Below are 21,136 nucleotides of genomic sequence, written 5' to 3'. Positions count from 1 at the left end.
ACTAAATTGAAAACGATCTATAAAAACGCTCAAGAAGCCGTCCTTCATGTAAAAGATGGTGACACCATAATGGTGGGAGGGTTCGGTCTTTGCGGTATTCCGGAAAATTTAATTCTAGCACTGCGGGACAGTGGAGTTAAAGATTTAACCGTTATATCCAATAATTGCGGTGTCGATGACTGGGGTCTTGGACTTTTACTGCACAACAAACAAATAAAAAAAATGATCGGTTCCTATGTAGGCGAAAACAAAGAATTTGAACGTCAGGTTCTTTCAGGTGAACTTGAAGTAGAATTGGTTCCACAGGGAACGCTTGCTGAAAAAATTCGTGCAGGCGGAGCAGGTATCCCTGCATTTTATACACCGGCCGGGGTGGGAACACCAGTTGCAGAAGGAAAAGAGATCAGAACCTTTAAGGGTAAAGAGTACGTTTTAGAAGAAGCGCTTTTAGCCGATGTGAGTTTTGTGAGGGCGTGGAAAGCCGACAAAATGGGAAATTTAATTTACCGGAAAACAGCAAGAAACTTTAATCCCATGATGGCCGCTGCTGGAAAGATAACCGTTGCAGAAGTAGAAGAGCTCATGAATAAAGGTGATTTTGATCCAAATGAGGTGCACACCCCAAGTATTTATATACAATATCTGTTACAGGGTAATCAGGAAAAGAAAATTGAAAGAAGAACGGTCACTAACTAAATAAAATCAATAGATAAAGAGGGGTGCAGCGTGTATGGATAAAGCTAAAGTCCGTGAGACCATAGCGAAAAGAGCTGAAAAGGAGATTAATGATGGGGACTATGTGAATTTAGGTATAGGGATGCCTACTCTTGTTGCAAATCATTTATCGCCTGATAAAGAAGTCGTTCTGCAATCTGAGAATGGCCTTCTCGGCATCGGACGTTACCCGACTGAAGAAGAAGTAGACGCCGATTTAATAAATGCAGGAAAAGAAACGGTGACTGCAGTCAGCGGAGCCTCCTATTTTGATAGTGCTGAATCTTTTGCAATGATACGGGGTGGTCATGTTGACATCGCTATTTTGGGAGGCATGGAAGTTTCAGAGAACGGAGATCTGGCGAATTGGATGATTCCCGGTAAGATGATTAAAGGAATGGGCGGCGCTATGGATCTTGTTCACGGTGCCAGAAAAATCATCGTGATCATGGACCATGTTAATCGGGAAGGGCAGCCAAAAGTTTTAAAACGATGTTCTCTCCCATTGACAGGGAAAAACGTAGTAGATCGTATTATTACGGAGCGGGCGGTAATGGATGTAACAGAGAACGGCTTAAAATTGACGGAAGTTGCGAAGGGATTTACGATTGATGATGTAGTAAAATCCACTGAACCTGGTCTTGATGTTTCAGGCGAAATAAAATTAGACGCGTTTTAACATGAGTTGTATTCAGTTTTAACAAATTTGTAGGAGGGGCAGTGGGATGAAAAGAACAAATCAAATTAAGGCGCGGGAAGACCGCATTCCCACCTTGAAAGATTCTTTGAACGAGGAAGTCCTTTCAAAGTTAAACGCAGCGAAAAAAAACCTGCTGGAGGACGAAATTGTGCAGGAAAAAGAAAAAAAACGCGAAAAGGAAAAAGCCCGGTTGTTACGGGAGCAAAATAAGTCTTTTGAAGAACTGCTTGAAGAAAGTCAGTTGAACTGGCAGGACTATAAAAAGCAATAAAAAAACCCCGTCATGTAAAAGCTGCACGCTACTTAGCAGCTTTCATGGCGGGGCAATTTTTTTGATGTTATAAACGGTGTTCAGTATATCCTTTGTTATTTGTTATTTCTTTCAGCAATTCATATTCTTCTTCAGTAAGAGGACTTCCTGATATTGCATCAATATTTCCTTTAATTTGATCGGGGGAACTTGCCCCAGTAATGATGGAACCAACCACTGGGTTTGCTGCGTTGAATTTTAACGCAACCTCGTTCATCGACCGGCTGTCTCTAAATTTTTGATGAAGTGTGTCAAGTGTATATTCCAAAGCTTCATAGGTGTAGTGTAAATACCCTTCATCTTTTATTTTTTCGCTTGCTTTTGATAACATTTTTTCAGTTAAAATTCCTTTAGCAAGGGGGCCTCTGGTGATGACTGAAATAGAATGCTCCTTTAAAATTGGAAAAGCTTGTTCCTCAGGGCGGCGGTCGAGTAAACTATACTGCATCATATTTGAGACCATTGAAGATTTTTCAGCATATTCTTTGATCACATTTGGACGAATAGAAGAAATACCATACTCTCTAATATATCCTTCGGATTTCAGCTGTTCAAATGCTTCTATCGTCTCATCTACCGGATCATCCAGAGTGCCGCCGTGGAGTTGATACAAGTCAATATAATCCACTTGCAGACGCTTTAAGCTATTTTTTACCTGTTCGGTAATATATTTTTTTGAGGGATCCCAGGTCCAGTCTTCCTGCCCCTCATTCCAATGGTTGCCGACTTTTGTAGCGATCACGATTTCGTCACGGACGTTTTTCAATGTTTTGCCTACGATTTCTTCATTTACCCCGAAATCATAGAGATCAGCGGTATCAAAATACGTAATCCCTCCTTCGAGGGCTGCTTCGATAATTGATTGAGCTTTGTATTCATCTTGTCCAATGGACATGCAGCCAAGTCCGAGAATAGAACTTTCAAGCTGTGATGATCCGATTTTGCGCTTTTCCACTTAAACCAACTCCCCATACTAGTGTGTATGTTGTATATATACTCCTTCTTCAGCTCTTTTAAACAAGATTTAAATACTGCAGGATCAGGGTAAGGATAAAATGGAAGAAAAATTACATCCAGTTCAGAAACTTTTGCTGTACTTTAATGATTTTGAGTGTTTTCATAAACACTGCACGTTCAAATATAGGAGGAGATCTAATGAAAAAGTTTGAAGAAAAAACAATTGAAAAAGAAGTTCTTTATGAAGGAAAGATTATTAATTTACAAATAGAAAAGGTTGAATTGCCTAATGGCAAGCAATCTGCCAGAGAAATCATTAAACATCCTGGTGCAGTCTGTATCATCGCGATTACAGATGAAGGAAAGCTGGTAATGGTGGAGCAGTACAGGAAAGCACTTGAACGGTCGATAGTGGAAATTCCAGCAGGCAAGCTTGAGCCGGGTGAAGAACCAATTATAACAGCCGCAAGAGAATTAGAAGAAGAAACAGGTTACGGCAGCGAACAACTCGTCCATTTAATTTCGTTTTACACATCACCTGGGTTTGCAGATGAGCTGGTCCATGTATTCGTGGCGAAGAATCTATATAAGATAGAAAATGCAAGAGGTGCTGACGAGGATGAATTTGTTGAACTCGAAGAAATTACGCTAGAAGAAGCGGAGCGTTATGTTGCGGAGCAGAGGATTTTTGATGCAAAAACAGCTTATGCTGTGCAATATCTTCGATTGCAGAAGCTGATTGAACAAAATAAACAAGATTAAAATACCGAACAGTTAAAAGTTATACATGTTCCCATTTTCTTCATCATACAATGAGGAGAATTTATTTGTTAGGGGGCATATCATGAAAAAATCCATCGCACGTTCCATGATCTATCATATCCAGCAGCATGCATCCCTGTATATTTTTGTAATGGCACTTTTAGGCGGAGGTGTCGTCACTGGTGCGCTTCTCGTAAATAAACTGCCGGATGAGCAGATGCAAGCGCTGCTGCAGCCCTTTCTAGCTTTTGAATCAGGAGGAAAGCTGCAGGTGCTTTCACTTTTGAATGAACAAGTCACCGGGTACATCCTGGTAGATTTAGCACTTATATCCATTATCTGGTGTACAGGGTTTATGCTAATTGGCATTCCGGCTGCATGGCTGATCGTATTTTTAAAAGGAATGATGTTTGGATTTACGACAGGATTATTTATATCAGAATTTGGCTGGGAAGGGCTGTGGATATCATTTGGTGTGGTGCTTCCGCATAACTTGCTGCTGATTCCGGTATATGTCATAATTTGTGTTCATGCAATAAAAATAACTCTTCATCTGTGGAGACGCGTATTAACCAGGCAGTCTTTTTCACCTACCTTTCGTACAGCAAGCATTAACTATACAGTTTTATTTGGCTGTTTACTTGTCTTTGTTATAGTCGGAGGTCTGATAGAGGCATTTGTTCCTCCTTATTGGATGAAATGGTTTCACCCGCTCGCTTAATTATAAATGTTATTAAATAAGACAAATTACAATTTCTTTTTTGGAATGATTATTGTTTGCATTAACCTTTCCTTTTGATATAATATTGTTGATAAGGCGAGGGAGGGCAAGTAATGGAAAGCAGAATTGAACGAATCAAAAAACAACTGCATTCAGCCAGCTACAAATTGACTCCTCAGCGAGAAGCAACACTTAGAGTATTGCTTGAGAATGAGGCAGATCACTTAAGCGCTGAAGACGTATACCTCCTCGTAAAAGAAAAAGCACCTGAAATAGGACTGGCTACCGTCTATCGAACGCTTGAATTGCTTACTGAATTAAAAGTAGTCGACAAAATAAATTTTGGAGATGGCGTTTCGCGTTACGATTTAAGAAAAGAAGGGGCAGCTCATTTCCATCATCATCTCATATGTATTGAATGCGGTTCGGTTGATGAAATTCAGGAAGACTTGCTTGAGGATGTAGAAGATATAGTAGAGAGAGACTGGAAGTTTAAAATAAAAGATCACCGCCTCACATTTCATGGGATATGCCATAGATGCCAAAGGTTGTTGGACGATGATCATTCCTCTGACAAAAGCTAAAGCCATGCATAGCAGCATGGTTTTTTATATGGTCATTTTTTCTTTTTTTATAGGCAAGCCGTAAAAGAGATGACTTTGAAATGAAAGCGTAATACAATAGAAGCAGCGGAATGAACAGGGGTGGCAGGAATGAAGGATCATCTTCTTGACTTTATACAGTTTATGATAGTTGAAAAGGGGCTTTCTGAAAATACAGTTCAGTCTTACGAAAGAGATCTAAAAAGTTACTTGACATATATTGAAAAAGTCGAACAAATTCAATCCATTTGTGACGTAAAAAGAGTACATATACTTCAATTTTTTGCTCATTTAAAGTCCCAGGACAAGTCTGCAAAAACGGTTGCAAGACATACTTCTTCTATTCGTTCGTTTCATCACTTTCTAATGAGAAACAGAAGATGTGATGCGGATCCAACAGAACATCTTGATACGCCTAAGTCAGAAAAAACACTGCCAAAAGTACTGAATATTGAGGAAGTGGAGCAACTCTTGCAAGCTGCTGATTTATCAAAGGCAAGCGGTTATCGTGATCGGGCAATGATGGAGGTTTTGTATGCCACCGGAATGCGGGTGAGTGAGCTGATTGGATTGCAGCTGGAGGATGTTAATCTTGACATGGGCTTTATCCGCTGTATTGGGAAAGGAAATAAAGAACGAATTATTCCAGTAGGCAAAACCGCCATCGAAGTACTGGAAGTTTATATTAGACAATCAAGGAGTAATTTTGTCCGTTCATCAACAAATGCTTTATTTCTCAATCAAAAAGGAAATCAATTAACAAGGCAGGGCTTTTGGAAAATACTAAAAGCGCTTGCTAAGAAAGCAAATATTCAAAAAGAATTAACACCACACACTCTCAGACACTCATTTGCTACACATTTAATTGAAAATGGGGCAGATCTCAGGGCTGTACAAGAGATGCTGGGCCACGCAGACATTTCTACCACTCAAATTTATACGCATGTCTCAACTAAGAGAATAAGAGAAGTGTATTCTAAATTTCATCCGAGAGCTTAATTCTCGGACTCTTTTTAGTTGTCAGACTTCAGACGATTACCTTGTTTAAATTTCATGTTTAAAGGTAGAATATAAACGTATCAATAAGGAGGATATTTACTAATGACAAAAAATGATTATAAGCGAGTTCATTTAATCGTAATGGATTCAGTAGGAATCGGAGAAGCTCCGGATGCGAAAGAGTATAATGATGAAGGATCAAACACTTTAGGCCACATTGCTGAACATATGGACGGATTAAACATGCCTAATATGTCAAAATTAGGGCTGTCAAATATTGAGAAAATAAAAGGAATTCCGCAATCAGACAACCCTCTAGCGTTCTTCACCAAGATGGCAGAAGCTTCAGTAGGGAAAGATACGATGACGGGACATTGGGAGTTAATGGGGCTAAATATTAAAACGCCTTTTAAAGTCTATCCTGATGGTTTTCCTGATGAACTCATCAAGCTGCTTGAAGAAAAAACCGGCCGGAAAGTAATTGGAAATAAACCAGCAAGCGGCACGGAGATTCTTGATGAACTGGGGGAGCAGCATATGCAGAGCGGTGCATTAATCGTTTATACTTCTGCAGATCCGGTTCTTCAAATTGCTGCTCATGAAGAGATTATTTCGATTGAAGAACTTTATCGAATTTGTGAAATTGCAAGGGAAATTACCCTTGATGAGAAATTTTTGGTCGGACGTATTATCGCTCGCCCATTCTTAGGGCAGCCAGGTGAATTTAAACGTACAACAAACCGTCATGATTATGCGCTAAAACCGTTTGAAAGAACAGTGATGAATGAGTTAAAGGACCAAAATCTCGATGTAATTGCCATAGGAAAAATCTCGGACATTTTTAATGGTGAAGGTGTAACAGAATCAATAAGAACGACTGATAACATGGATGGGATGGATAAGTTTATCCGTACCTTTGATAAAGAGTTCACAGGTCTCAGCTTTTTAAATTTAGTGGATTTTGATGCTTTATATGGACATCGCCGCGACCCGGAAGGCTATGGCAAAGCACTCGAAGACTTTGATAAACGCCTGACAGAGGTTTTTGGTAAAATGACTGAAGACGATCTTCTTATTTTAACCGCCGACCATGGGAACGACCCGGTTCATGAAGGGACAGATCATACCCGTGAGTATGTACCTTTACTGGTTTATACAACTCGAAAAGAACAGGGAAAAGAACTTGAAATATGTAATACATTTGCAGATGTTGGGGCCACAATTGCTGAGAATTTCAATGTAAAAAAACCAGCCTACGGCAATAGTTTCTTAGGAAAGCTAAACTAATACGGATGAGGAAAAGGGGAACAAGAAGATGAGAATGGTTGATTTAATTGAAAAGAAACGGGACGGGAAGTCATTAAGTACGGAAGAAATTCAATATACAGTGAATGGTTATACAACAGGAGAGATACCCGATTATCAGGTAAGTGCTCTTCTTATGGCCATTTACTTTCAAGGAATGTCAGAGCAGGAACGGGCAGATTTGACCATGTCGATGGTGGAATCAGGCGATCAAATTGACTTGTCCGCAATTGAAGGAATCAAGGTAGACAAGCATTCAACAGGCGGTGTAGGAGATACCACTACTCTTATTCTCGGTCCACTTGTTGCAGCAGTAGATGTACCTGTAGCAAAAATGAGCGGAAGAGGTCTTGGTCACACAGGGGGAACCATAGATAAGCTTGAAGCAGTTCCAGGGTTCAATGTGGAATTGACTAGTGAAGAGTTTACGAAGCTTGTAAATGAAATTAAAGTAGCTGTAATGGGGCAGAGCGGAAACCTTACTCCTGCAGATAAGAAGTTATATGCACTTCGTGATGTAACAGCTACTGTAAACAGCATCCCGCTTATCGCGTCCTCAATTATGAGCAAAAAAATTGCTGCAGGAGCCGATGCAATCGTTTTAGATGTAAAAACAGGTGCAGGGGCATTTATGAAAGACGAAGAACAGGCGCGGGAGCTTGCTCAGGCGATGGTTCGCATCGGGAATAATGTAGGCCGAAAAACCATGGCAGTCATTTCAGATATGAGTCAGCCTCTGGGTATGGCAATCGGAAACGCATTGGAAATAAAAGAAGCAATTGATACGCTAAAGGGAGAAGGCCCTGATGATCTTACGGAACTATGTTTAGTCCTTGGCAGCTATATGGTCTATCTGGCTGAAAAAGCATCCTCTCTTGAAGAGGCCCGTGAGAAATTGGAAGAAGCCATAGCAAACGGTAAAGCATTGGAACGGTTTAAAGAATTCTTAGCCGGACAAGGCGGAGATTCAAGTGTTGTAGATGATCCATCTAAGCTGCCGCAAGCAGAACATAAAATCGAACTCCCATCAAAAGAGAGCGGAACAGTATACGAAATCGTTGCAGATGACGTAGGTACAGCAGCTATGTGGCTTGGAGCAGGAAGAGCAACAAAAGATTCCAAAATTGATCTTGCAGTTGGATTAATGCTGAATAAAAAAGTCGGTGATCAGGTTCAGGCGGGTGAAACGCTAGTAACAATCTTTGCAAACGATCCGTCACAGATTGAAAAAGTGAAAGAAAAGCTTTTGGAGAGTATTAAGATTTCTAAAGAAAAGGTAACAGTACCAGCTTTAATTGTTGGTCAAATTACAGGGGAATAATGCGACAGAAAAGTGTCTTGCTCATATGAGCAGGACGCTTTTTTTTATTTCCGTTAATACTAGACGTATAAAAACGGCTAGTAAGGAAAAAATAAACAAAAAGAATCTGAAAGGTGTGAATGTAATGAAAAAATGGATTCAAAGAACTTTATGCGTAGTGTTACTGTTTTCACTATTCCCGTCTGTGACCATACAGGCAAACGATGAGATTAAATCTCCTTTAGACGAAGTGAAATCCGCTATTTTAATTGACCAGCATACAGGCATGATTGTAATGGACAAAAACAGCAAAGAGTCACTTTCTCCAGCATCTATGACTAAAATTGCCACAATGCTATTAATCATGGAAGCCATTGATCAGAAAAAAATTAATTGGGAAGACAAAGTAAAAGCAAGTGAGTACGCGGCCTCCATGGGAGGATCTCAAATTTTCCTAAAGGCTGGAGAGGAAATGACTGTCAGAGATATGGTAAAAGGGATTGCTGTTGCATCAGCGAATGATGCATCAGTTGCGATGGCAGAACATATAGCAGGTTCTGAAAAGGACTTCGTCCGGTTAATGAATGAAAAAGTGAAGGAACTCGGATTAAAAAACACAGTATTTCATAATACCACGGGTCTTCCTTCAGATGGTCATGTCAGTTCAGCTTTTGATATGGCTCAGCTTGCTAAAGAACTGCTGAAGCATGAAGAAATCATTCAATTTACAGGGATCTATGAAGATTATTTAAGAAAAGATAGTGAAGACCCATTTTGGCTGGTAAATACAAACAAGCTCGTTCGTTTTTATGAAGGAGCAGACGGTTTGAAGACGGGATTTACTAAAGAGGCGATGTATTGTTTAACAGCTACTGCACAAAAGAAAGACATGCGATTTATTGCTGTTGTGTTTGGTGCACCAACCTCAAAAGCAAGAAATGAAATTGTCAGTTCCATGCTTGATTACGGTTTTTCTCAATACAAGAGTAAAACACTTGCTAAGCAGGGAGACAAAGTCGTCAAAATTCGTGTGGAAAAGGGTTCTCCTTTTATGATGTCAGGTGTATTAAGTGAACCCCTAAAATGGCTTTCTTCTGTTCAGGGAGCTGAGCAGCAGGTGAAAAAAAATATAAAAGTTGACAATGAATTGACGGCTCCAGTGAAGAAAGGACAGCAAATTGGTGAAATGTCCCTGATAATTGACGGCAAAGAACTGTCTTCGGTACCTATAGTGGCAGAAAGCGACAGCGTAAAAGCTTCCTGGGGAGAATTGCTTGTCAGATCAATGAACGAAATGGTCAGATAAGGAGAAGCAGTCGAATAAACACTAGTTTCTTCTATTATTGTCACCATGCAGGAATAAGGTTTAACGATCATGAATACTCCCTCTGTATGGAAAAAAAGGAGGGAGTCATATGGCTTTTACAGTTCAGGCAGAGATTAAAAAGAATGTACTCTTGCTTCGTATGCACGGAGAGCTTGATCATCACGCAACGGAAAAAATCAGAGAAGAACTGCTAAATCTAATGGAAGAGCACGACATAACTCATCTTGTGCTGAACCTTGCTGAGCTTGAATTTATGGATAGCTCAGGTCTTGGTTTAATGCTCGGAAGGTACAAACATCTGCAGAAAAAGAACGGCAGTATGATTATTTGTGCAATTTCAGAACCGGTAAAAAGACTTTTTGAAATGTCAGGATTATTTCGCATCATGATTATTGAATCCTCTGAAGATCAGGCATTAATGAGATTGGGGGTCGCGTAATGAATAATGAAGCGATATTTAAATTCCGGTCAATAAGTGAAAATGAAGCTTTTGCCCGCATGGTTGTGGCATCCTTTATCGCACCCTATGATCCGACAATTGGCGAATTGACAGATTTAAAAACGGTCGTATCAGAAGCCGTTACGAATGCAATTATTCATGGCTATAATGGCAGCCATGATCAATGGGTATATATGACGCTTTTAATGGAAGAGAATGTTTTAACCATTGAAGTTAAAGATGAGGGCATTGGAATGAATGATATCGAAGAAGCAATGCAGCCGCTTTATACGACAAAACCTGAAATGGAACGATCTGGAATGGGATTTACGATTATGGAGCACTTTATGGATGCGGTGGAAGTTACGTCTATTGCTTCAAAAGGCACAACCATTCGGATGAGCAAACATTTAGCCTCTGTTCAGGCTGAGTGTCATTAGGTGCTCCTATGAGTGCGAAAACAACGACAAGCCATGAAACGGTCAGAGAATGGATTCGGTTAAGCCAAGCGGGGGACCAGGAAGCAAGAAGCCGTATGGTTGAAACGAACGTCAGGCTTGTTTGGTCAGTGGTTCAGCGTTTTTTAAACCGCGGCCATGATCCTGATGACTTATTTCAAATTGGATCAATCGGTTTGCTTAAAGCAGTAGATAAATTTGACCTTAGCTACAGCGTAAAGTTTTCGACCTATGCAGTGCCAATGATCATCGGGGAGATACAACGGTTTTTAAGAGATGATGGAGCAGTTAAAGTAAGCAGATCCGTTAAGGAATTAGCCATCAAAGTGAGAAGAGCCAGAGAACAGCTGAGCAGTAAATATGGCAGACTGCCCACCTTATCTGAAATTGCCGAAGAACTTGATGTAACAGTAGATGATATAGTGCTGTCACAAGAAGCAGCCAAAACACCTGCTTCTATTCATGAGACGGTTTATGAAAATGAAGGGGATCCAATCACTCTTTTGGATCAATTGGCTTCAAAAGATGAGGATCAGTGGTTTCAACAGCTTGCGCTCAAGGAAGCACTGCTGACACTTGAAAAAAGGGACAGGGTAATTATTTTTTTACGGTACTATAAAGATTGCACGCAGTCAGAAGTAGCGGACAAGCTCGGGATTTCACAAGTACAAGTATCTAGAATTGAAAAGAGAGTTCTGCAGTCCATCAGAGAGTGGATGGATGATGTAAAAGAGGCATGAATAAAAAGAGAGGGGGGAGAGAGCATGACACAGACTGTTTATATAAGACTTAGACGAAAAATAAATGTACAAAAAGGAAAGCCGATATGTGTGAAAGATGTCGCGGATATTAGGGCGCCTCATATCAAATTGGAACGATTTCAAAAACTCGTAGTCGTTGAAACCGATGTAAGTTCAGCTGAAACATATGTCCTGGTTGATCAGCTGGATATGATTGAGCTGGTTCGTAAACAAATGCCCACTGTTGAAATTGAACTACTTGGCGCATCAGCTACACTTGTGGAATTAAGAGACAGGGAAAAAAAAGGCTCTCTCCCACTTTTTCTTTTTGTTTGGAGCTTATTGTTTGTAGGAGCAGGGCTGACGATCATGTATTTTCATGAAGACGTCAGCATGAAGGAAACACAAATCACAATGGTCCAAATGATGACAGGTAAAAGATTAGAGCATCCTTTGTGGTTTCAGATCCCTTATTCATTCGGTCTTGGAATTGGCATGATTTTATTTTTTAATCATATTTTTCAGAAAAAATTCAACGAAGAACCAAGTCCTTTGGACGTGGAAGTGTATAACTATGAGCAATCGTTGGAAGATTATATAGTAGATCAAGAAAGAAAGAAAGCTGCACAATATGATCATTAACATGTTTGTCATTTTTGTGGGCCTTGCTTCCGGGCTTGCAGTAGGTGGCGGATTTGTCGCTTTTTTAAGTGTTCTTGGAATCGTTCCCCGGCTTATTCAATTGACGAAGAATAAAAAACGTTTACCCTCATTGGAATGGGCAATCATATTAGGAGCGCTTACAGGACTTGCGGGCAGCTTGTATGGCGTCACGACTGTCTATGGATTTTTACTGGTTCCATATGTTGGTTTGCTGGCAGGAGCATTTATCGGCATGCTGGCAGCTGCATTAACAGAAGTGCTTGATGTTATACCATTAGTTACAAGAAGACTGGGGATCACGGCAAAATTACAATCAATTATGTTTGCGATTATCTTAGGGAAAGTTTCAGGGTCATTATTTTATTGGCTGTTTTTTATTCCATATCATAAAGGAGATTAGCTATGCAGTCCATACCTTTAAAAGCAGGTCAATTAGATGAAATATTAACATCACGAGCTGGATTAGGTGAAAGCTTCGACTTTATGGTAAGAAAGTTTATCATTGCAGGCACTCCTGTTCATCTTTATGCGGTCAATGGATTATGTGATACATTATTTATCATGCAAATATTAGAAGAAATTGTTGAGATTGAAATTCCGAAAAATGATCGAACTAATCTTTCTTCTATAATACATAACCGATTGGTCCATCAGTCCGTCGAGACAGTTGATACGGTAGAGGATGTAATTCGTCAGGTTTTTTCGGGGCTTATTGCGATTAAGGTTGAAGGAGACCGGCATGTCTATGTAGTGGATGTACGGAGTTATCCAGGAAGACAGCCTGAAGAGCCGGATACTGAAAAAGTAGTAAGAGGTTCCCGTGACGGGTTTGTCGAAAATATTATCGTGAATACAGCGCTGACAAGAAGACGTATACGCGATGAGAAAATACGCTTTGATATGATGGAAGTTGGTCAAAGATCCAAAGCTGACGTTGCGGTAGGATATATTAAAGACCTGGCGAACCAGGATTTGATCGATACGATAAAAAAAGAACTCGAAGCCATTGATGTGGATGGCCTGACAATGACAGATAAATCACTTGAAGAATATATTGTTAAACAAGGGTTCAATCCCTATCCATTGGTCAGGTTTACAGAGAGGGCAGATATTGCAGCCACTCATTTGCTTGAGGGACATGTTTTAATTTATGTAGACACATCTCCAAGTGTAATGATTACTCCTACCACATACTTTCATCATGTGCAGCATGCTGAAGAGTTCCGTCAATCTCCCGCTGTAGGAACGTTTATCAGGTGGATTCGTCTTATGGGCATCGTTGCATCATTAATCCTGCTGCCATTATGGTATCTGCTGGCAATCGATCCTGATTTAAGACCTGAGTCAATGGCTTTTTTAGGCATGGAAGAGGATACGAATGTACCGCTTATTCTTCAGCTATTAATTGCTGATATAGGAATAGAATTTTTACGTATTGCTGCTATCCATACGCCTACACCACTGTCGACCGCCATGGGTTTAATTGCAGCAGTTCTAATCGGTCAAATAGCGATTGATGTGGGACTCTTTGTGCCGGAAGTCATTTTGTATGTTGCAATTGCCGCAATTGGCACTTTTGCTACTCCGAGCTATGAGCTGAGTGTTGCCAATAAGATGGTGAGGCTTTCTTTACTATTTCTCGTATGGCTTTTTCATATAGATGGTCTTGTTGTAGGCCTTACTATTTATATTTTGTATCTTATAAATATTAAATCTTTCTCAACCCCGTATCTTTGGCCGCTTGTTCCATTTAGACCAAAGGCTATGCTTAGGATTTTGATGAGACTCCCTATGACTAGCGCCTTGCTCCGGCCGATGATTGTTAAAACGAAGGACCGCGTAAGACAGAAACCTACAGGAGAATGAAATTGATTTATAATGCATGAATATGGTACAGTTCAACTAATTAGTAAAGGATATTTTGTCCAGAAAGAAAGGAACTGTATTATGCATTATTATGGCACATCAGGCACAAATGAAAAAGGTCACTTAACAATTGGAGGGGTTGATACCATTGAACTTGCAAAAGAGTATGGCACCCCCCTCTATATTTATGATATTGCTCTTATTCGTGAGCGGGCAAAAGGGTTTAAAGAAACCTTTGAAAAATTAGGTGTTACATCGCAGGTGGCCTATGCAAGCAAAGCTTTTTCATCTATAGCCATGATTCAAGTTATAGAAGAAGAGGGGCTGAGTCTGGATGTAGTTTCAGGCGGAGAGCTATATACGGCGATTCAAGCCGGCTTTGATCCAGAGAGAATTCATTTTCATGGCAATAATAAAAGCAAAGAAGAAATCAACATGGCTTTAGATTACGGAATTGGATGCTTTGTTGTAGATAATTTTCACGAGCTTGAAATTTTGTCAGAAGCCTGCCGCAGTAAAAACATACCCGCTTCCATTCTTTTAAGAGTAACACCGGGTATCGAAGCGCATACACATGACTATATTCTAACAGGCCAGGAAGATTCTAAATTTGGTTTTGATCTTCAAAACGGGCAGGCAGAAGAAGCTCTAAAGCTGGCATTGGCCAAAAATGAACTAAAGGTTCTCGGTCTGCATTGTCATATTGGTTCACAAATATTTGAAACAACAGGCTTTAAAAAAGCTGCTGAAAAAATGATTGAAAAACTCGCTGTGTGGAAACAAAATTATGATTTCACCTCTCAGGTGCTGAATTTGGGCGGCGGTTTTGGCATTCGCTATACAAAAGAAGATACGCCGATTGCTCCATCAGAATATGTAAAAGATATTATTTCTGAAGTAAAGACATTGATGAAGAATGCATCTCTTTCCATGCCTGAAATCTGGATTGAGCCGGGGCGTTCACTTGTTGGAGATGCCGGCACGACACTTTACACAGTGGGCTCTTCAAAAGTTGTACCTGATATAAGAAAATATCTTGCAGTTGATGGCGGTATGAGTGACAATATTCGGCCTGCACTATACGACGCAAGATATGAAGCAGCGATTGCAAACCGCCCCGAAGCAGACTGCGAAGAGACTGTAGCTGTGGCAGGCAAGTGCTGTGAGTCAGGAGATATGCTTATCTGGGATTTGCCGATTGCTAAAGCACAACCGGGAGATGTTCTGGCTGTTTTCTGCACTGGAGCATATGGCTATGCGATGGCAAACAATTATAACCGAATTACAAGGCCTGCAGTAGTATTTGTGGAAAATGGAGCAGCTGCGCTTGTGATTAAAAGAGAATCATATGAAGATTTAGTCCGTCATGATCTGCCTCTTTACGCGCACAAATAAGCAGCATGAATTATATTTGCTTATGACGTAAGGGAGTGATGAAAATGAAATCAAGAAACGGATGGCTTTTTGTGCTATTAATTGCAGGCGGAATCGCTTGGGGAATTATTTATTGGATGTTTATCGTATAAGGATTTTGGTCTTTAGTTGAATTACCACTCTTTTTTTAGTATGATTAAAAACGCCTGCAGAGGATTGCGGATCCCTGCTTGTATTGAATTTACACTATCATGACCACAATGAGGGGTAACTATGCTAATCAGATACAAAAAATCCTTTGAAAAGATTGCAATGGGCCTGATGTCCTTTATGCCGACAGAAAAGGATATTAAACAGTTGCAGTTATCGATGAAAATGTATGAAGAAGATAAAGCGAATCGGCTTTTTTTATGGAAAGAAGAAGATATTATCGGCTTAGTCGGGATAAAAATAGGAGAAGAAACGATTCTTATTCAGCATATATCTGTCAGTCCTTCTCACCGGAATGAAGGCATTGGCAAAAAGATGATCTCCACGCTTCGTGAAATGCATCCTGATAAGCGATTTGAAAGTACTGAACATACAGAACGGTTCTTGTCAAAGTGCATCTATGAAGAAACAGAATAAATCGCATAAAAAAGCTAAAAACAGGCCTTCATCTTAATAAGATGCAGGCCTGTTTTTTCGTCTGTTTAATTCTTTTTCTCTTAAAAGAACAACTTCCTGTCTGTCTCTTAGTCTGTGGCGATCGGTTATCATAGGGTTTTTTAAATCACTTTCTTTACCCCATATAAAACCTTTTTCAGTACTTAGGAGCCGGCATGTTTGCTTTAATTCAATATCGGTAATGGGCAGCTGCATGCTTGTGTAGGGAGTGTTTGCTTGGATAGAGGCTTTCAATTCCTGTAATTGCTCCATAAAAAAAGGGCAGTCGATCCCAAACGTTTTTAGTTCTTCATAGTGAAGCCTGAATTTATCAAGGGCTTTCTCGATCATTCGTCCTGCTCCTGAGAAATTATTTCTTCTCTGATGATAAAGCGCAACTGCCAGCTGAATCCAGCCAACCCATATAGAATCTCTTTCCATTGGTGTATTTTCTTTCCAATAGTCTTCAAGTATTTCATGGCACTCAAAATAGTCACGATCCCCATGAAAATGGACTAAATAATCAATATAGGATTGAGGATACTGTTGGTTCACCCTTACACCTCCAATCTCATTTACATAGTAGCATAAAATTTTAAAAATCAAAAAGGATTAAGTAAAATACCAGATGGTTATCAGAATTGCTACAGTCATTCCCGCAAGATCTGCTAATAAACCAATCGTTAATGCCCGTCCCATCTTTTTAATCCCTACTGCACCAAAATAGACGGTTAATACATACAGAGTAGTATCTGTGCTTCCTTGAATGATGGCTGCTGCTCTGGAAATGAAATGCTCAGTCCCGTATGTAGCGGTTAAGTCGGCAACCATGCCTAGTGAAGCTGAACCGGAAATAGGCCTTATAAACAAAAGCGGCAGTAGATCCGGTGGTATCGATAACCAAATGAGTAAAGGTGAAAGAGCTTGATTCATCGCATCTAAAAATCCTGAGGCTCTTAAAATATTTATGGCTACGAGCATACCGAGCAAAAAGGGAAGGAGGGAGATCGATAACCGAATGCCTTCTTTCCCTCCTTCAGTAAAAGCACCATAGGCATCTGTTTTTTTTATGAGGGCATAAACTAAGATAACTCCTACCAAAACCGGGAGAAAAAAAGTGGAAATAGCTGCTATGGTATTCATTATTTCCTCCTATGGCTGCGTTTCACTGTGAACATATAAAATAATCGGTCCAATGTTATAGCAATGACACAGGAAAAGCAAGTTGCTAAAAAAGCTGGAATGACGATATCCATTGGATCTGGGGCTCCGTGAGTCATTCTTAAGGAAATGACAGTCGTAGGAAATAAAGTAAGAGCCGCAGTATTCAAGCATAAAAACGTTATCATAGAACGTGTTGGGACTGAAGGGTCTGGATTATTGGCCTGTAGGGCTGTCATTGCCTTTAACCCAAATGGAGTAGCTGCGTTTCCAAGACCAAAAAAATTCGCTGTCATATTCGACATGATAAATCCAAGGGCTGGGTCCTTAGGAGAAAGTTCAGGAAAAAGCTTCAATAGAATAGGCCGTGACAGCACTGTAAGTTTTTCGAGCAGTCCAGACTGTTTGGCGATTTCCATCATCCCAAGCCAGAATGTAAAGACTGCTATAAAGCCTATCACTAACTGAACAGCCTGTGTTGAAGCATCAAACATGGCCGAATTGATCTGTGAAGTGGTTCCATTTAAAATACTGTAAACAATTCCTACTACAATCATACCTATCCAAATTACATTAACCATCTGTTATCACTGCCAAAAGATCACCTTCTCAATAAATCGTTCCCATCTTGAAAAAACGGTAGAACGCGTTTCTTTTATAAGCTCCTGTTCATGAATGATTTCTTGACCAAGCTTTACAGTTACAACCGGTGGTGATTTTCTGTTATAAGGAATGTTCCCTTCAATTGATACGAGTGGCTTTTCTTCTTCTGTCAAAGGATACTCAAATGGGTCTACAAGTGTATAAAATTCATTACTATTTTGACCGGGAAATGGGGGGAGAGTGTCAGGGTGCAGAATGGCTGTTTTCTTATAGTTAGCAAATCCATATTCGAATAAGTTCATATGATCGTTCCAGTCGTTTGAGGCTCTGATTGTGACAACAATGAGTGTCATTCCATCCCGCTTTGCTGTGGTTACCAGCGTACGTCCTGCCTGTTTTGTATAACCTGTTTTTCCTCCAGTGGCATGGGGATACATTCCTGTAATCAGCCGATGTTTATTGTTCCAAACAGGTGAAGGATCAATGGAGGTAGCTTTGTGACTTTCCGTGCCGAAAATTTTGGCAAACAACTCATTTTTCAGTGCCTCTTGCGTTAACAAGGCCATATCAAATGAGGAGGAATAATGTTCATTATCCAAATCAAGACCATGGGGATTAGTAAAATGAGAATGCTTCATGCCAATTTTTTTAGCCTCTTTATTCATCAGCTTTGAAAACTCTTCCACACTTCCGCTAATATGCTCTGCAATTGCGACTGCTGAATCATTGCCTGAGCGAAGCAGCAGACCATAAACCAAATCCAATAGAGAAACTTTTTGTCCTGCTTTAAGATAGAGGCTTGAACCTTCCGTGACAGAAGCTTCCGGACTAATTTTTACTAATTCTTCAGGGTTGCCGTGTTTCATGGCCAAGTGCGCGGTCATTATTTTTGTTATACTTGCAATTTTTTGCTCTGTGTGTGCATTTTTTTCGAACAAGACTCTTCCGCTTTCAGCTTCTATCAGAATAGCCTGATCAGCTGAAGCAGAAGGGGACGGGGCAGCGTCAGCACGAAATGAGATGGCCGGATAACAAACAATCAATATAAGAATGATTTTGACGATCAGCTTCAATGCATTCACCATCCAACATTAATGTATAGAATAGCGTATGTGCAAACTTGTCCTTCATGACAAAAAAAGGCGCCGCCGATTCTTTCTCTCGGAAGCACCTTTTTGACTTATTCGTGATCAGCCGGTTGATCAGCACCCAAACTGCTTTGTAATGATTTAAAGAATAAATCGGTTTCTTCTTCACCTTCAGCACCATCAATATCCTCTGTTAATGCAGGAAGCTGTGACAGGTCATTTAAACCAAAATAATCTAGAAATTCATGTGTCGTTCCATATAATATGGCCCGCCCTGCACCTTCAGCGCGTCCAGCTTCTTTAATCAGCCCTTTTGAAACGAGGGTGTGTAAAGGCCGGTCTGTTTTTACCCCTCTGATTTCTTCAATCGTCATCCGGGTAATGGGCTGTCTGTAGGCTACTATGGCCAACGTTTCTAAGGCAGCTTGTGATAACGTGGAGGTCACAGGACTTTCAACAAGTTTTTTTATGTACGGTGTCATTTCTCTTTTTGTTGCAAGCTGAAAGGCGCCTGCCAGTTCAACGATATGAATGCCTCTGTTTTTCTGATCAGCATACGACTCTTTTAATCTGTTGATCGTAATTTCTGCTTCTTGCATGGAGATATCCAATACTGCAGACAGTTGGGAAATGCTCAATCCTTCATCGCCGGCAGCAAAAAGAAGACTTTCGATGACGGCGTCGATGTCATGGTTGTGCAACTAAATTCACTCCTTCAAATGCTTCCACCAAAATATCAGAAAAATTATGTTCCTGTCGAATAGTAATTTCATTTCTTTTCATTAGTTCAAGCACCGCTAAAAAGGAGATTACCATATGAGGCTTCTCCGTAATGGGGAACATTTCATGAAACAATTTTGGTCCATTTAGCTTTCTTAAGTCAGTTAAAATTTCTTCCATTCTTTTATCAATTGAAACTTCCTGTCTGGAAATTTTTGTTGACATCGGTTTCTTTAATTTTTTCCTTCTCATTAATTTATTAAATGCTCCTAGTAAATCATGAAGATCAATCTGCAATTCTTCAAGTGAATCTTGTTTTTGTGTTTCAAATTGAGAAAGATCAACGGGGGCTTTCGTATAAAAGCTTCCGCGTTCCTGTTCTTTTTCCTTTAATTCAACAGCGGCATGCTTGTATTTCCGGTATTCGATCAATCTTTCGACTAACTCATCACGTGGATCTTCCTCTTCAAAAGGCGCATCATCGTGATCCCAGGATTCTTCATGTTTAGGAAGAAGCATCCTGCTTTTAATCGCAAGCAAGGTCGAAGCCATTACAAGATATTCACTGGCAAGGTTTAATTCAAGCACCTTCATCGCTCGAATATAAAGCATGTACTGTTCGGAAATTTCCGCCATCGGTATATCGTAAATATCAATTTCAAGTCCTTGAATCAAATGAAGCAATAAGTCGAGTGGACCTTCAAAAGCATCTACTTTTACGCTGTATTCCATTTTAACCACCATTTCCTTCATCTCATCTACACTTTAGTATAAAACATCCTTCGTAAGGTTCCAATAGGAGAAAAACTTCAAATTCCGTGTTTAATTTGACAGAGAGTTTGCTTTTAAGACGTTATGTGCCATAATGCACTAAGAAAGACAACAAGTAAAATGAGGTGCACTAATGGAACGTTTACAAAAAGTTATCGCTCACGCGGGAATCGCTTCGCGCAGGAAAGCAGAAGACATGATTACATCAGGAAAAGTAAAAGTTAACGGCAAAATGATTACAGAACTTGGCACAAGGGTTACCCCCTCTGATGTTATCGAAGTTGAAGGCATAAAAATCGAACGGGAAAATAAAGTTTACTTTTTATTATATAAGCCAACAGGTGTTATTTCAGCTGTAAGTGATGATAAAAACCGAAAAGTTGTAACAGATTTTCTCCCGTATGTAGATGAACGAATTTATCCCGTGGGAAGACTGGATTACGATACATCTGGCCTTTTGCTTTTAACAAACGATGGGGAGTTTGCCAATTTACTGACTCACCCGAAGTATGAAGTGCATAAAACGTATATTGCACGAGTAAAAGGACTAGTGTCAAGGGAATCGCTGCGAATATTAGAAAAAGGCGTGAAGCTCGAAGATGGAATGACAGCCCCTGCTAAAGCAAAAGTGGTTTCGGCAGATAAGGCTAAAAACAAAACCATCGTAGAACTTACCATTCATGAAGGACGTAATCGCCAAGTGCGCAGGATGTTTGATGCCATTGGGCACCCCGTTCAAAAGCTGAAACGTGAAAGATATGCTTTTCTTCATTTAGGAGGATTAAATACCGGGGATTCCAGAGAGTTGACCCCGCACGAAGTTAAACAGCTGCGTGCACTTGCAGAAAGCGGCACTAAATAATTACCTGTTGAAACTACAATCTTCCAATGAGATTGTAGTTTCAACTTGT

26 protein-coding genes are annotated in these 21,136 nt (G+C 40.1%); 19 read left to right on the top strand and 7 right to left on the bottom strand.

Annotated elements, in window-relative coordinates; translation table 11 throughout:
- The first annotated feature begins 6 nt into the window (after positions 1 to 6).
- From KR50_RS10940 to KR50_RS10930, 3 genes are read left to right on the top strand one after another with little or no spacing between them, the layout of a single operon-like run.
- A complete protein-coding gene (locus KR50_RS10940; protein WP_041058096.1) occupies positions 7 to 696 on the top strand; it encodes a CoA transferase subunit A in 690 nt (229 codons plus the stop codon).
- A gap of 34 nt (positions 697 to 730) precedes the next feature.
- Positions 731 to 1,393, top strand: coding sequence for a 3-oxoacid CoA-transferase subunit B (locus KR50_RS10935; protein ID WP_041058095.1), 663 nt, complete (start codon positions 731 to 733; stop codon positions 1,391 to 1,393).
- Between the two features lie 46 nt (positions 1,394 to 1,439).
- The gene (locus tag KR50_RS10930; protein WP_041058093.1) at positions 1,440 to 1,685 is read left to right on the top strand and encodes a YqkE family protein; all 246 of its coding nucleotides are present in this window, start codon (positions 1,440 to 1,442) and stop codon (positions 1,683 to 1,685) included.
- 67 nt (positions 1,686 to 1,752) lie between these two features.
- On the opposite strand, the gene KR50_RS10925 is transcribed toward KR50_RS10930, so the two are convergent.
- Entirely contained in the window at positions 1,753 to 2,679 is a 927-nt protein-coding gene (locus KR50_RS10925) for an aldo/keto reductase (protein ID WP_041058091.1), read from the bottom strand.
- A 200-nt stretch (positions 2,680 to 2,879) separates the two neighbouring features.
- On the opposite strand from KR50_RS10925, the gene KR50_RS10920 reads away from it, so the two are divergent.
- The 15 genes from KR50_RS10920 (at position 2,880) to KR50_RS10850 (ending at position 15,864) form a co-directional block, all read left to right on the top strand.
- Positions 2,880 to 3,443, top strand: a complete 564-nt coding sequence (locus KR50_RS10920) for an NUDIX hydrolase (protein WP_041058089.1) — start codon at positions 2,880 to 2,882, stop codon at positions 3,441 to 3,443.
- 82 nt (positions 3,444 to 3,525) lie between these two features.
- The gene (gene spoIIM, locus KR50_RS10915; protein ID WP_041058088.1) at positions 3,526 to 4,164 is read left to right on the top strand and encodes a stage II sporulation protein M; all 639 of its coding nucleotides are present in this window, start codon (positions 3,526 to 3,528) and stop codon (positions 4,162 to 4,164) included.
- 113 nt (positions 4,165 to 4,277) lie between these two features.
- A complete protein-coding gene (gene fur / locus KR50_RS10910) occupies positions 4,278 to 4,748 on the top strand; it encodes a ferric iron uptake transcriptional regulator (protein ID WP_041058087.1) in 471 nt (156 codons plus the stop codon).
- Positions 4,749 to 4,877: 129 nt separating this feature from the next.
- The gene (xerD, locus tag KR50_RS10905; RefSeq protein ID WP_041058086.1) at positions 4,878 to 5,765 is read left to right on the top strand and encodes a site-specific tyrosine recombinase XerD; all 888 of its coding nucleotides are present in this window, start codon (positions 4,878 to 4,880) and stop codon (positions 5,763 to 5,765) included.
- Between the two features lie 102 nt (positions 5,766 to 5,867).
- A complete protein-coding gene (gene deoB, locus KR50_RS10900; protein ID WP_041058085.1) occupies positions 5,868 to 7,052 on the top strand; it encodes a phosphopentomutase in 1,185 nt (394 codons plus the stop codon).
- Positions 7,053 to 7,080: 28 nt separating this feature from the next.
- On the top strand, positions 7,081 to 8,391 hold the full coding sequence (locus KR50_RS10895; RefSeq protein ID WP_041058084.1) for a pyrimidine-nucleoside phosphorylase: 1,311 nt from the start codon (positions 7,081 to 7,083) through the stop codon (positions 8,389 to 8,391).
- Positions 8,392 to 8,515: 124 nt separating this feature from the next.
- On the top strand, positions 8,516 to 9,676 hold the full coding sequence (locus KR50_RS10890) for a D-alanyl-D-alanine carboxypeptidase family protein (protein WP_041058083.1): 1,161 nt from the start codon (positions 8,516 to 8,518) through the stop codon (positions 9,674 to 9,676).
- Between the two features lie 109 nt (positions 9,677 to 9,785).
- Entirely contained in the window at positions 9,786 to 10,136 is a 351-nt protein-coding gene (spoIIAA, locus tag KR50_RS10885) for an anti-sigma F factor antagonist (protein WP_041058082.1), read from the top strand.
- On the top strand, positions 10,136 to 10,576 hold the full coding sequence (gene spoIIAB / locus KR50_RS10880) for an anti-sigma F factor (protein WP_041058081.1): 441 nt from the start codon (positions 10,136 to 10,138) through the stop codon (positions 10,574 to 10,576). Before spoIIAA ends, spoIIAB begins: the two co-directional genes overlap by 1 nt.
- An 8-nt stretch (positions 10,577 to 10,584) precedes the next feature.
- Entirely contained in the window at positions 10,585 to 11,334 is a 750-nt protein-coding gene (gene sigF, locus KR50_RS10875; protein ID WP_041058080.1) for an RNA polymerase sporulation sigma factor SigF, read from the top strand.
- A 24-nt stretch (positions 11,335 to 11,358) separates the two neighbouring features.
- Complete coding sequence (locus tag KR50_RS10870; RefSeq protein ID WP_041058079.1) at positions 11,359 to 11,976, top strand: stage V sporulation protein AA; 618 nt, start codon at positions 11,359 to 11,361, stop codon at positions 11,974 to 11,976.
- Entirely contained in the window at positions 11,966 to 12,397 is a 432-nt protein-coding gene (locus tag KR50_RS10865; protein ID WP_041058078.1) for a stage V sporulation protein AB, read from the top strand. Before KR50_RS10870 ends, KR50_RS10865 begins: the two co-directional genes overlap by 11 nt.
- A 2-nt stretch (positions 12,398 to 12,399) precedes the next feature.
- A complete protein-coding gene (locus tag KR50_RS10860; protein ID WP_041058077.1) occupies positions 12,400 to 13,863 on the top strand; it encodes a spore germination protein in 1,464 nt (487 codons plus the stop codon).
- A gap of 81 nt (positions 13,864 to 13,944) precedes the next feature.
- The gene (gene lysA, locus KR50_RS10855) at positions 13,945 to 15,258 is read left to right on the top strand and encodes a diaminopimelate decarboxylase (RefSeq protein WP_041058309.1); all 1,314 of its coding nucleotides are present in this window, start codon (positions 13,945 to 13,947) and stop codon (positions 15,256 to 15,258) included.
- A 252-nt stretch (positions 15,259 to 15,510) separates the two neighbouring features.
- Positions 15,511 to 15,864: a GNAT family N-acetyltransferase gene (locus KR50_RS10850; protein ID WP_041058076.1), complete on the top strand. Its 354-nt coding sequence runs from the start codon at positions 15,511 to 15,513 to the stop codon at positions 15,862 to 15,864.
- Positions 15,865 to 15,897: 33 nt separating this feature from the next.
- On the opposite strand, the gene KR50_RS10845 is transcribed toward KR50_RS10850, so the two are convergent.
- The 6 genes from KR50_RS10845 to KR50_RS10820 form a co-directional block, all read right to left on the bottom strand.
- Positions 15,898 to 16,437, bottom strand: coding sequence for a DUF309 domain-containing protein (locus KR50_RS10845; RefSeq protein ID WP_041058075.1), 540 nt, complete (start codon positions 16,435 to 16,437; stop codon positions 15,898 to 15,900).
- A 57-nt stretch (positions 16,438 to 16,494) separates the two neighbouring features.
- The gene (locus KR50_RS10840) at positions 16,495 to 17,025 is read right to left on the bottom strand and encodes a spore maturation protein (RefSeq protein WP_041058074.1); all 531 of its coding nucleotides are present in this window, start codon (positions 17,023 to 17,025) and stop codon (positions 16,495 to 16,497) included.
- Positions 17,025 to 17,624: a nucleoside recognition domain-containing protein gene (locus KR50_RS10835; protein WP_041058073.1), complete on the bottom strand. Its 600-nt coding sequence runs from the start codon at positions 17,622 to 17,624 to the stop codon at positions 17,025 to 17,027. The genes KR50_RS10840 and KR50_RS10835 overlap by 1 nt, the downstream gene beginning before the upstream one ends.
- A 6-nt stretch (positions 17,625 to 17,630) precedes the next feature.
- The gene (locus KR50_RS10830) at positions 17,631 to 18,719 is read right to left on the bottom strand and encodes a D-alanyl-D-alanine carboxypeptidase family protein (protein ID WP_052476980.1); all 1,089 of its coding nucleotides are present in this window, start codon (positions 18,717 to 18,719) and stop codon (positions 17,631 to 17,633) included.
- 107 nt (positions 18,720 to 18,826) lie between these two features.
- Entirely contained in the window at positions 18,827 to 19,435 is a 609-nt protein-coding gene (scpB, locus tag KR50_RS10825) for an SMC-Scp complex subunit ScpB (protein ID WP_041058071.1), read from the bottom strand.
- Positions 19,422 to 20,186, bottom strand: coding sequence for a segregation/condensation protein A (locus KR50_RS10820; protein WP_041058305.1), 765 nt, complete (start codon positions 20,184 to 20,186; stop codon positions 19,422 to 19,424). The genes scpB and KR50_RS10820 overlap by 14 nt, the downstream gene beginning before the upstream one ends.
- A gap of 172 nt (positions 20,187 to 20,358) precedes the next feature.
- On the opposite strand from KR50_RS10820, the gene KR50_RS10815 reads away from it, so the two are divergent.
- Positions 20,359 to 21,087: a pseudouridine synthase gene (locus tag KR50_RS10815; protein ID WP_041058069.1), complete on the top strand. Its 729-nt coding sequence runs from the start codon at positions 20,359 to 20,361 to the stop codon at positions 21,085 to 21,087.
- Positions 21,088 to 21,136 lie beyond the last annotated feature (49 nt).

This window comes from Jeotgalibacillus campisalis, from assembly GCF_000829515.1.
GTDB lineage: Bacteria > Bacillota > Bacilli > Bacillales > Jeotgalibacillaceae > Jeotgalibacillus > Jeotgalibacillus campisalis.
This window is presented reverse-complemented; position numbering and strand designations above follow the sequence as displayed.

What these genes read in the sequence shown, in the direction of transcription:
- spoIIM (WP_041058088.1), top strand. Translation starts at nt 3,526, where the DNA reads ATGAAAAAATCCATCGCACGTTCCATGATCTATCATATCCAGCAGCAT.
- KR50_RS10820 (WP_041058305.1), bottom strand. Translation starts at nt 20,186, where the DNA reads ATGGAATACAGCGTAAAAGTAGATGCTTTTGAAGGTCCACTCGACTTA.
- spoIIAB (WP_041058081.1), top strand. Translation starts at nt 10,136, where the DNA reads ATGAATAATGAAGCGATATTTAAATTCCGGTCAATAAGTGAAAATGAA.
- KR50_RS10850 (WP_041058076.1), top strand. Translation starts at nt 15,511, where the DNA reads ATGCTAATCAGATACAAAAAATCCTTTGAAAAGATTGCAATGGGCCTG.
- KR50_RS10835 (WP_041058073.1), bottom strand. Translation starts at nt 17,624, where the DNA reads ATGGTTAATGTAATTTGGATAGGTATGATTGTAGTAGGAATTGTTTAC.
- KR50_RS10865 (WP_041058078.1), top strand. Translation starts at nt 11,966, where the DNA reads ATGATCATTAACATGTTTGTCATTTTTGTGGGCCTTGCTTCCGGGCTT.
- KR50_RS10935 (WP_041058095.1), top strand. Translation starts at nt 731, where the DNA reads ATGGATAAAGCTAAAGTCCGTGAGACCATAGCGAAAAGAGCTGAAAAG.
- KR50_RS10840 (WP_041058074.1), bottom strand. Translation starts at nt 17,025, where the DNA reads ATGAATACCATAGCAGCTATTTCCACTTTTTTTCTCCCGGTTTTGGTA.
- lysA (WP_041058309.1), top strand. Translation starts at nt 13,945, where the DNA reads ATGCATTATTATGGCACATCAGGCACAAATGAAAAAGGTCACTTAACA.
- KR50_RS10815 (WP_041058069.1), top strand. Translation starts at nt 20,359, where the DNA reads ATGGAACGTTTACAAAAAGTTATCGCTCACGCGGGAATCGCTTCGCGC.
- KR50_RS10920 (WP_041058089.1), top strand. Translation starts at nt 2,880, where the DNA reads ATGAAAAAGTTTGAAGAAAAAACAATTGAAAAAGAAGTTCTTTATGAA.
- KR50_RS10895 (WP_041058084.1), top strand. Translation starts at nt 7,081, where the DNA reads ATGAGAATGGTTGATTTAATTGAAAAGAAACGGGACGGGAAGTCATTA.
- KR50_RS10930 (WP_041058093.1), top strand. Translation starts at nt 1,440, where the DNA reads ATGAAAAGAACAAATCAAATTAAGGCGCGGGAAGACCGCATTCCCACC.
- deoB (WP_041058085.1), top strand. Translation starts at nt 5,868, where the DNA reads ATGACAAAAAATGATTATAAGCGAGTTCATTTAATCGTAATGGATTCA.
- KR50_RS10860 (WP_041058077.1), top strand. Translation starts at nt 12,400, where the DNA reads ATGCAGTCCATACCTTTAAAAGCAGGTCAATTAGATGAAATATTAACA.
- spoIIAA (WP_041058082.1), top strand. Translation starts at nt 9,786, where the DNA reads ATGGCTTTTACAGTTCAGGCAGAGATTAAAAAGAATGTACTCTTGCTT.
- KR50_RS10870 (WP_041058079.1), top strand. Translation starts at nt 11,359, where the DNA reads ATGACACAGACTGTTTATATAAGACTTAGACGAAAAATAAATGTACAA.
- KR50_RS10890 (WP_041058083.1), top strand. Translation starts at nt 8,516, where the DNA reads ATGAAAAAATGGATTCAAAGAACTTTATGCGTAGTGTTACTGTTTTCA.
- xerD (WP_041058086.1), top strand. Translation starts at nt 4,878, where the DNA reads ATGAAGGATCATCTTCTTGACTTTATACAGTTTATGATAGTTGAAAAG.
- sigF (WP_041058080.1), top strand. Translation starts at nt 10,585, where the DNA reads ATGAGTGCGAAAACAACGACAAGCCATGAAACGGTCAGAGAATGGATT.
- fur (WP_041058087.1), top strand. Translation starts at nt 4,278, where the DNA reads ATGGAAAGCAGAATTGAACGAATCAAAAAACAACTGCATTCAGCCAGC.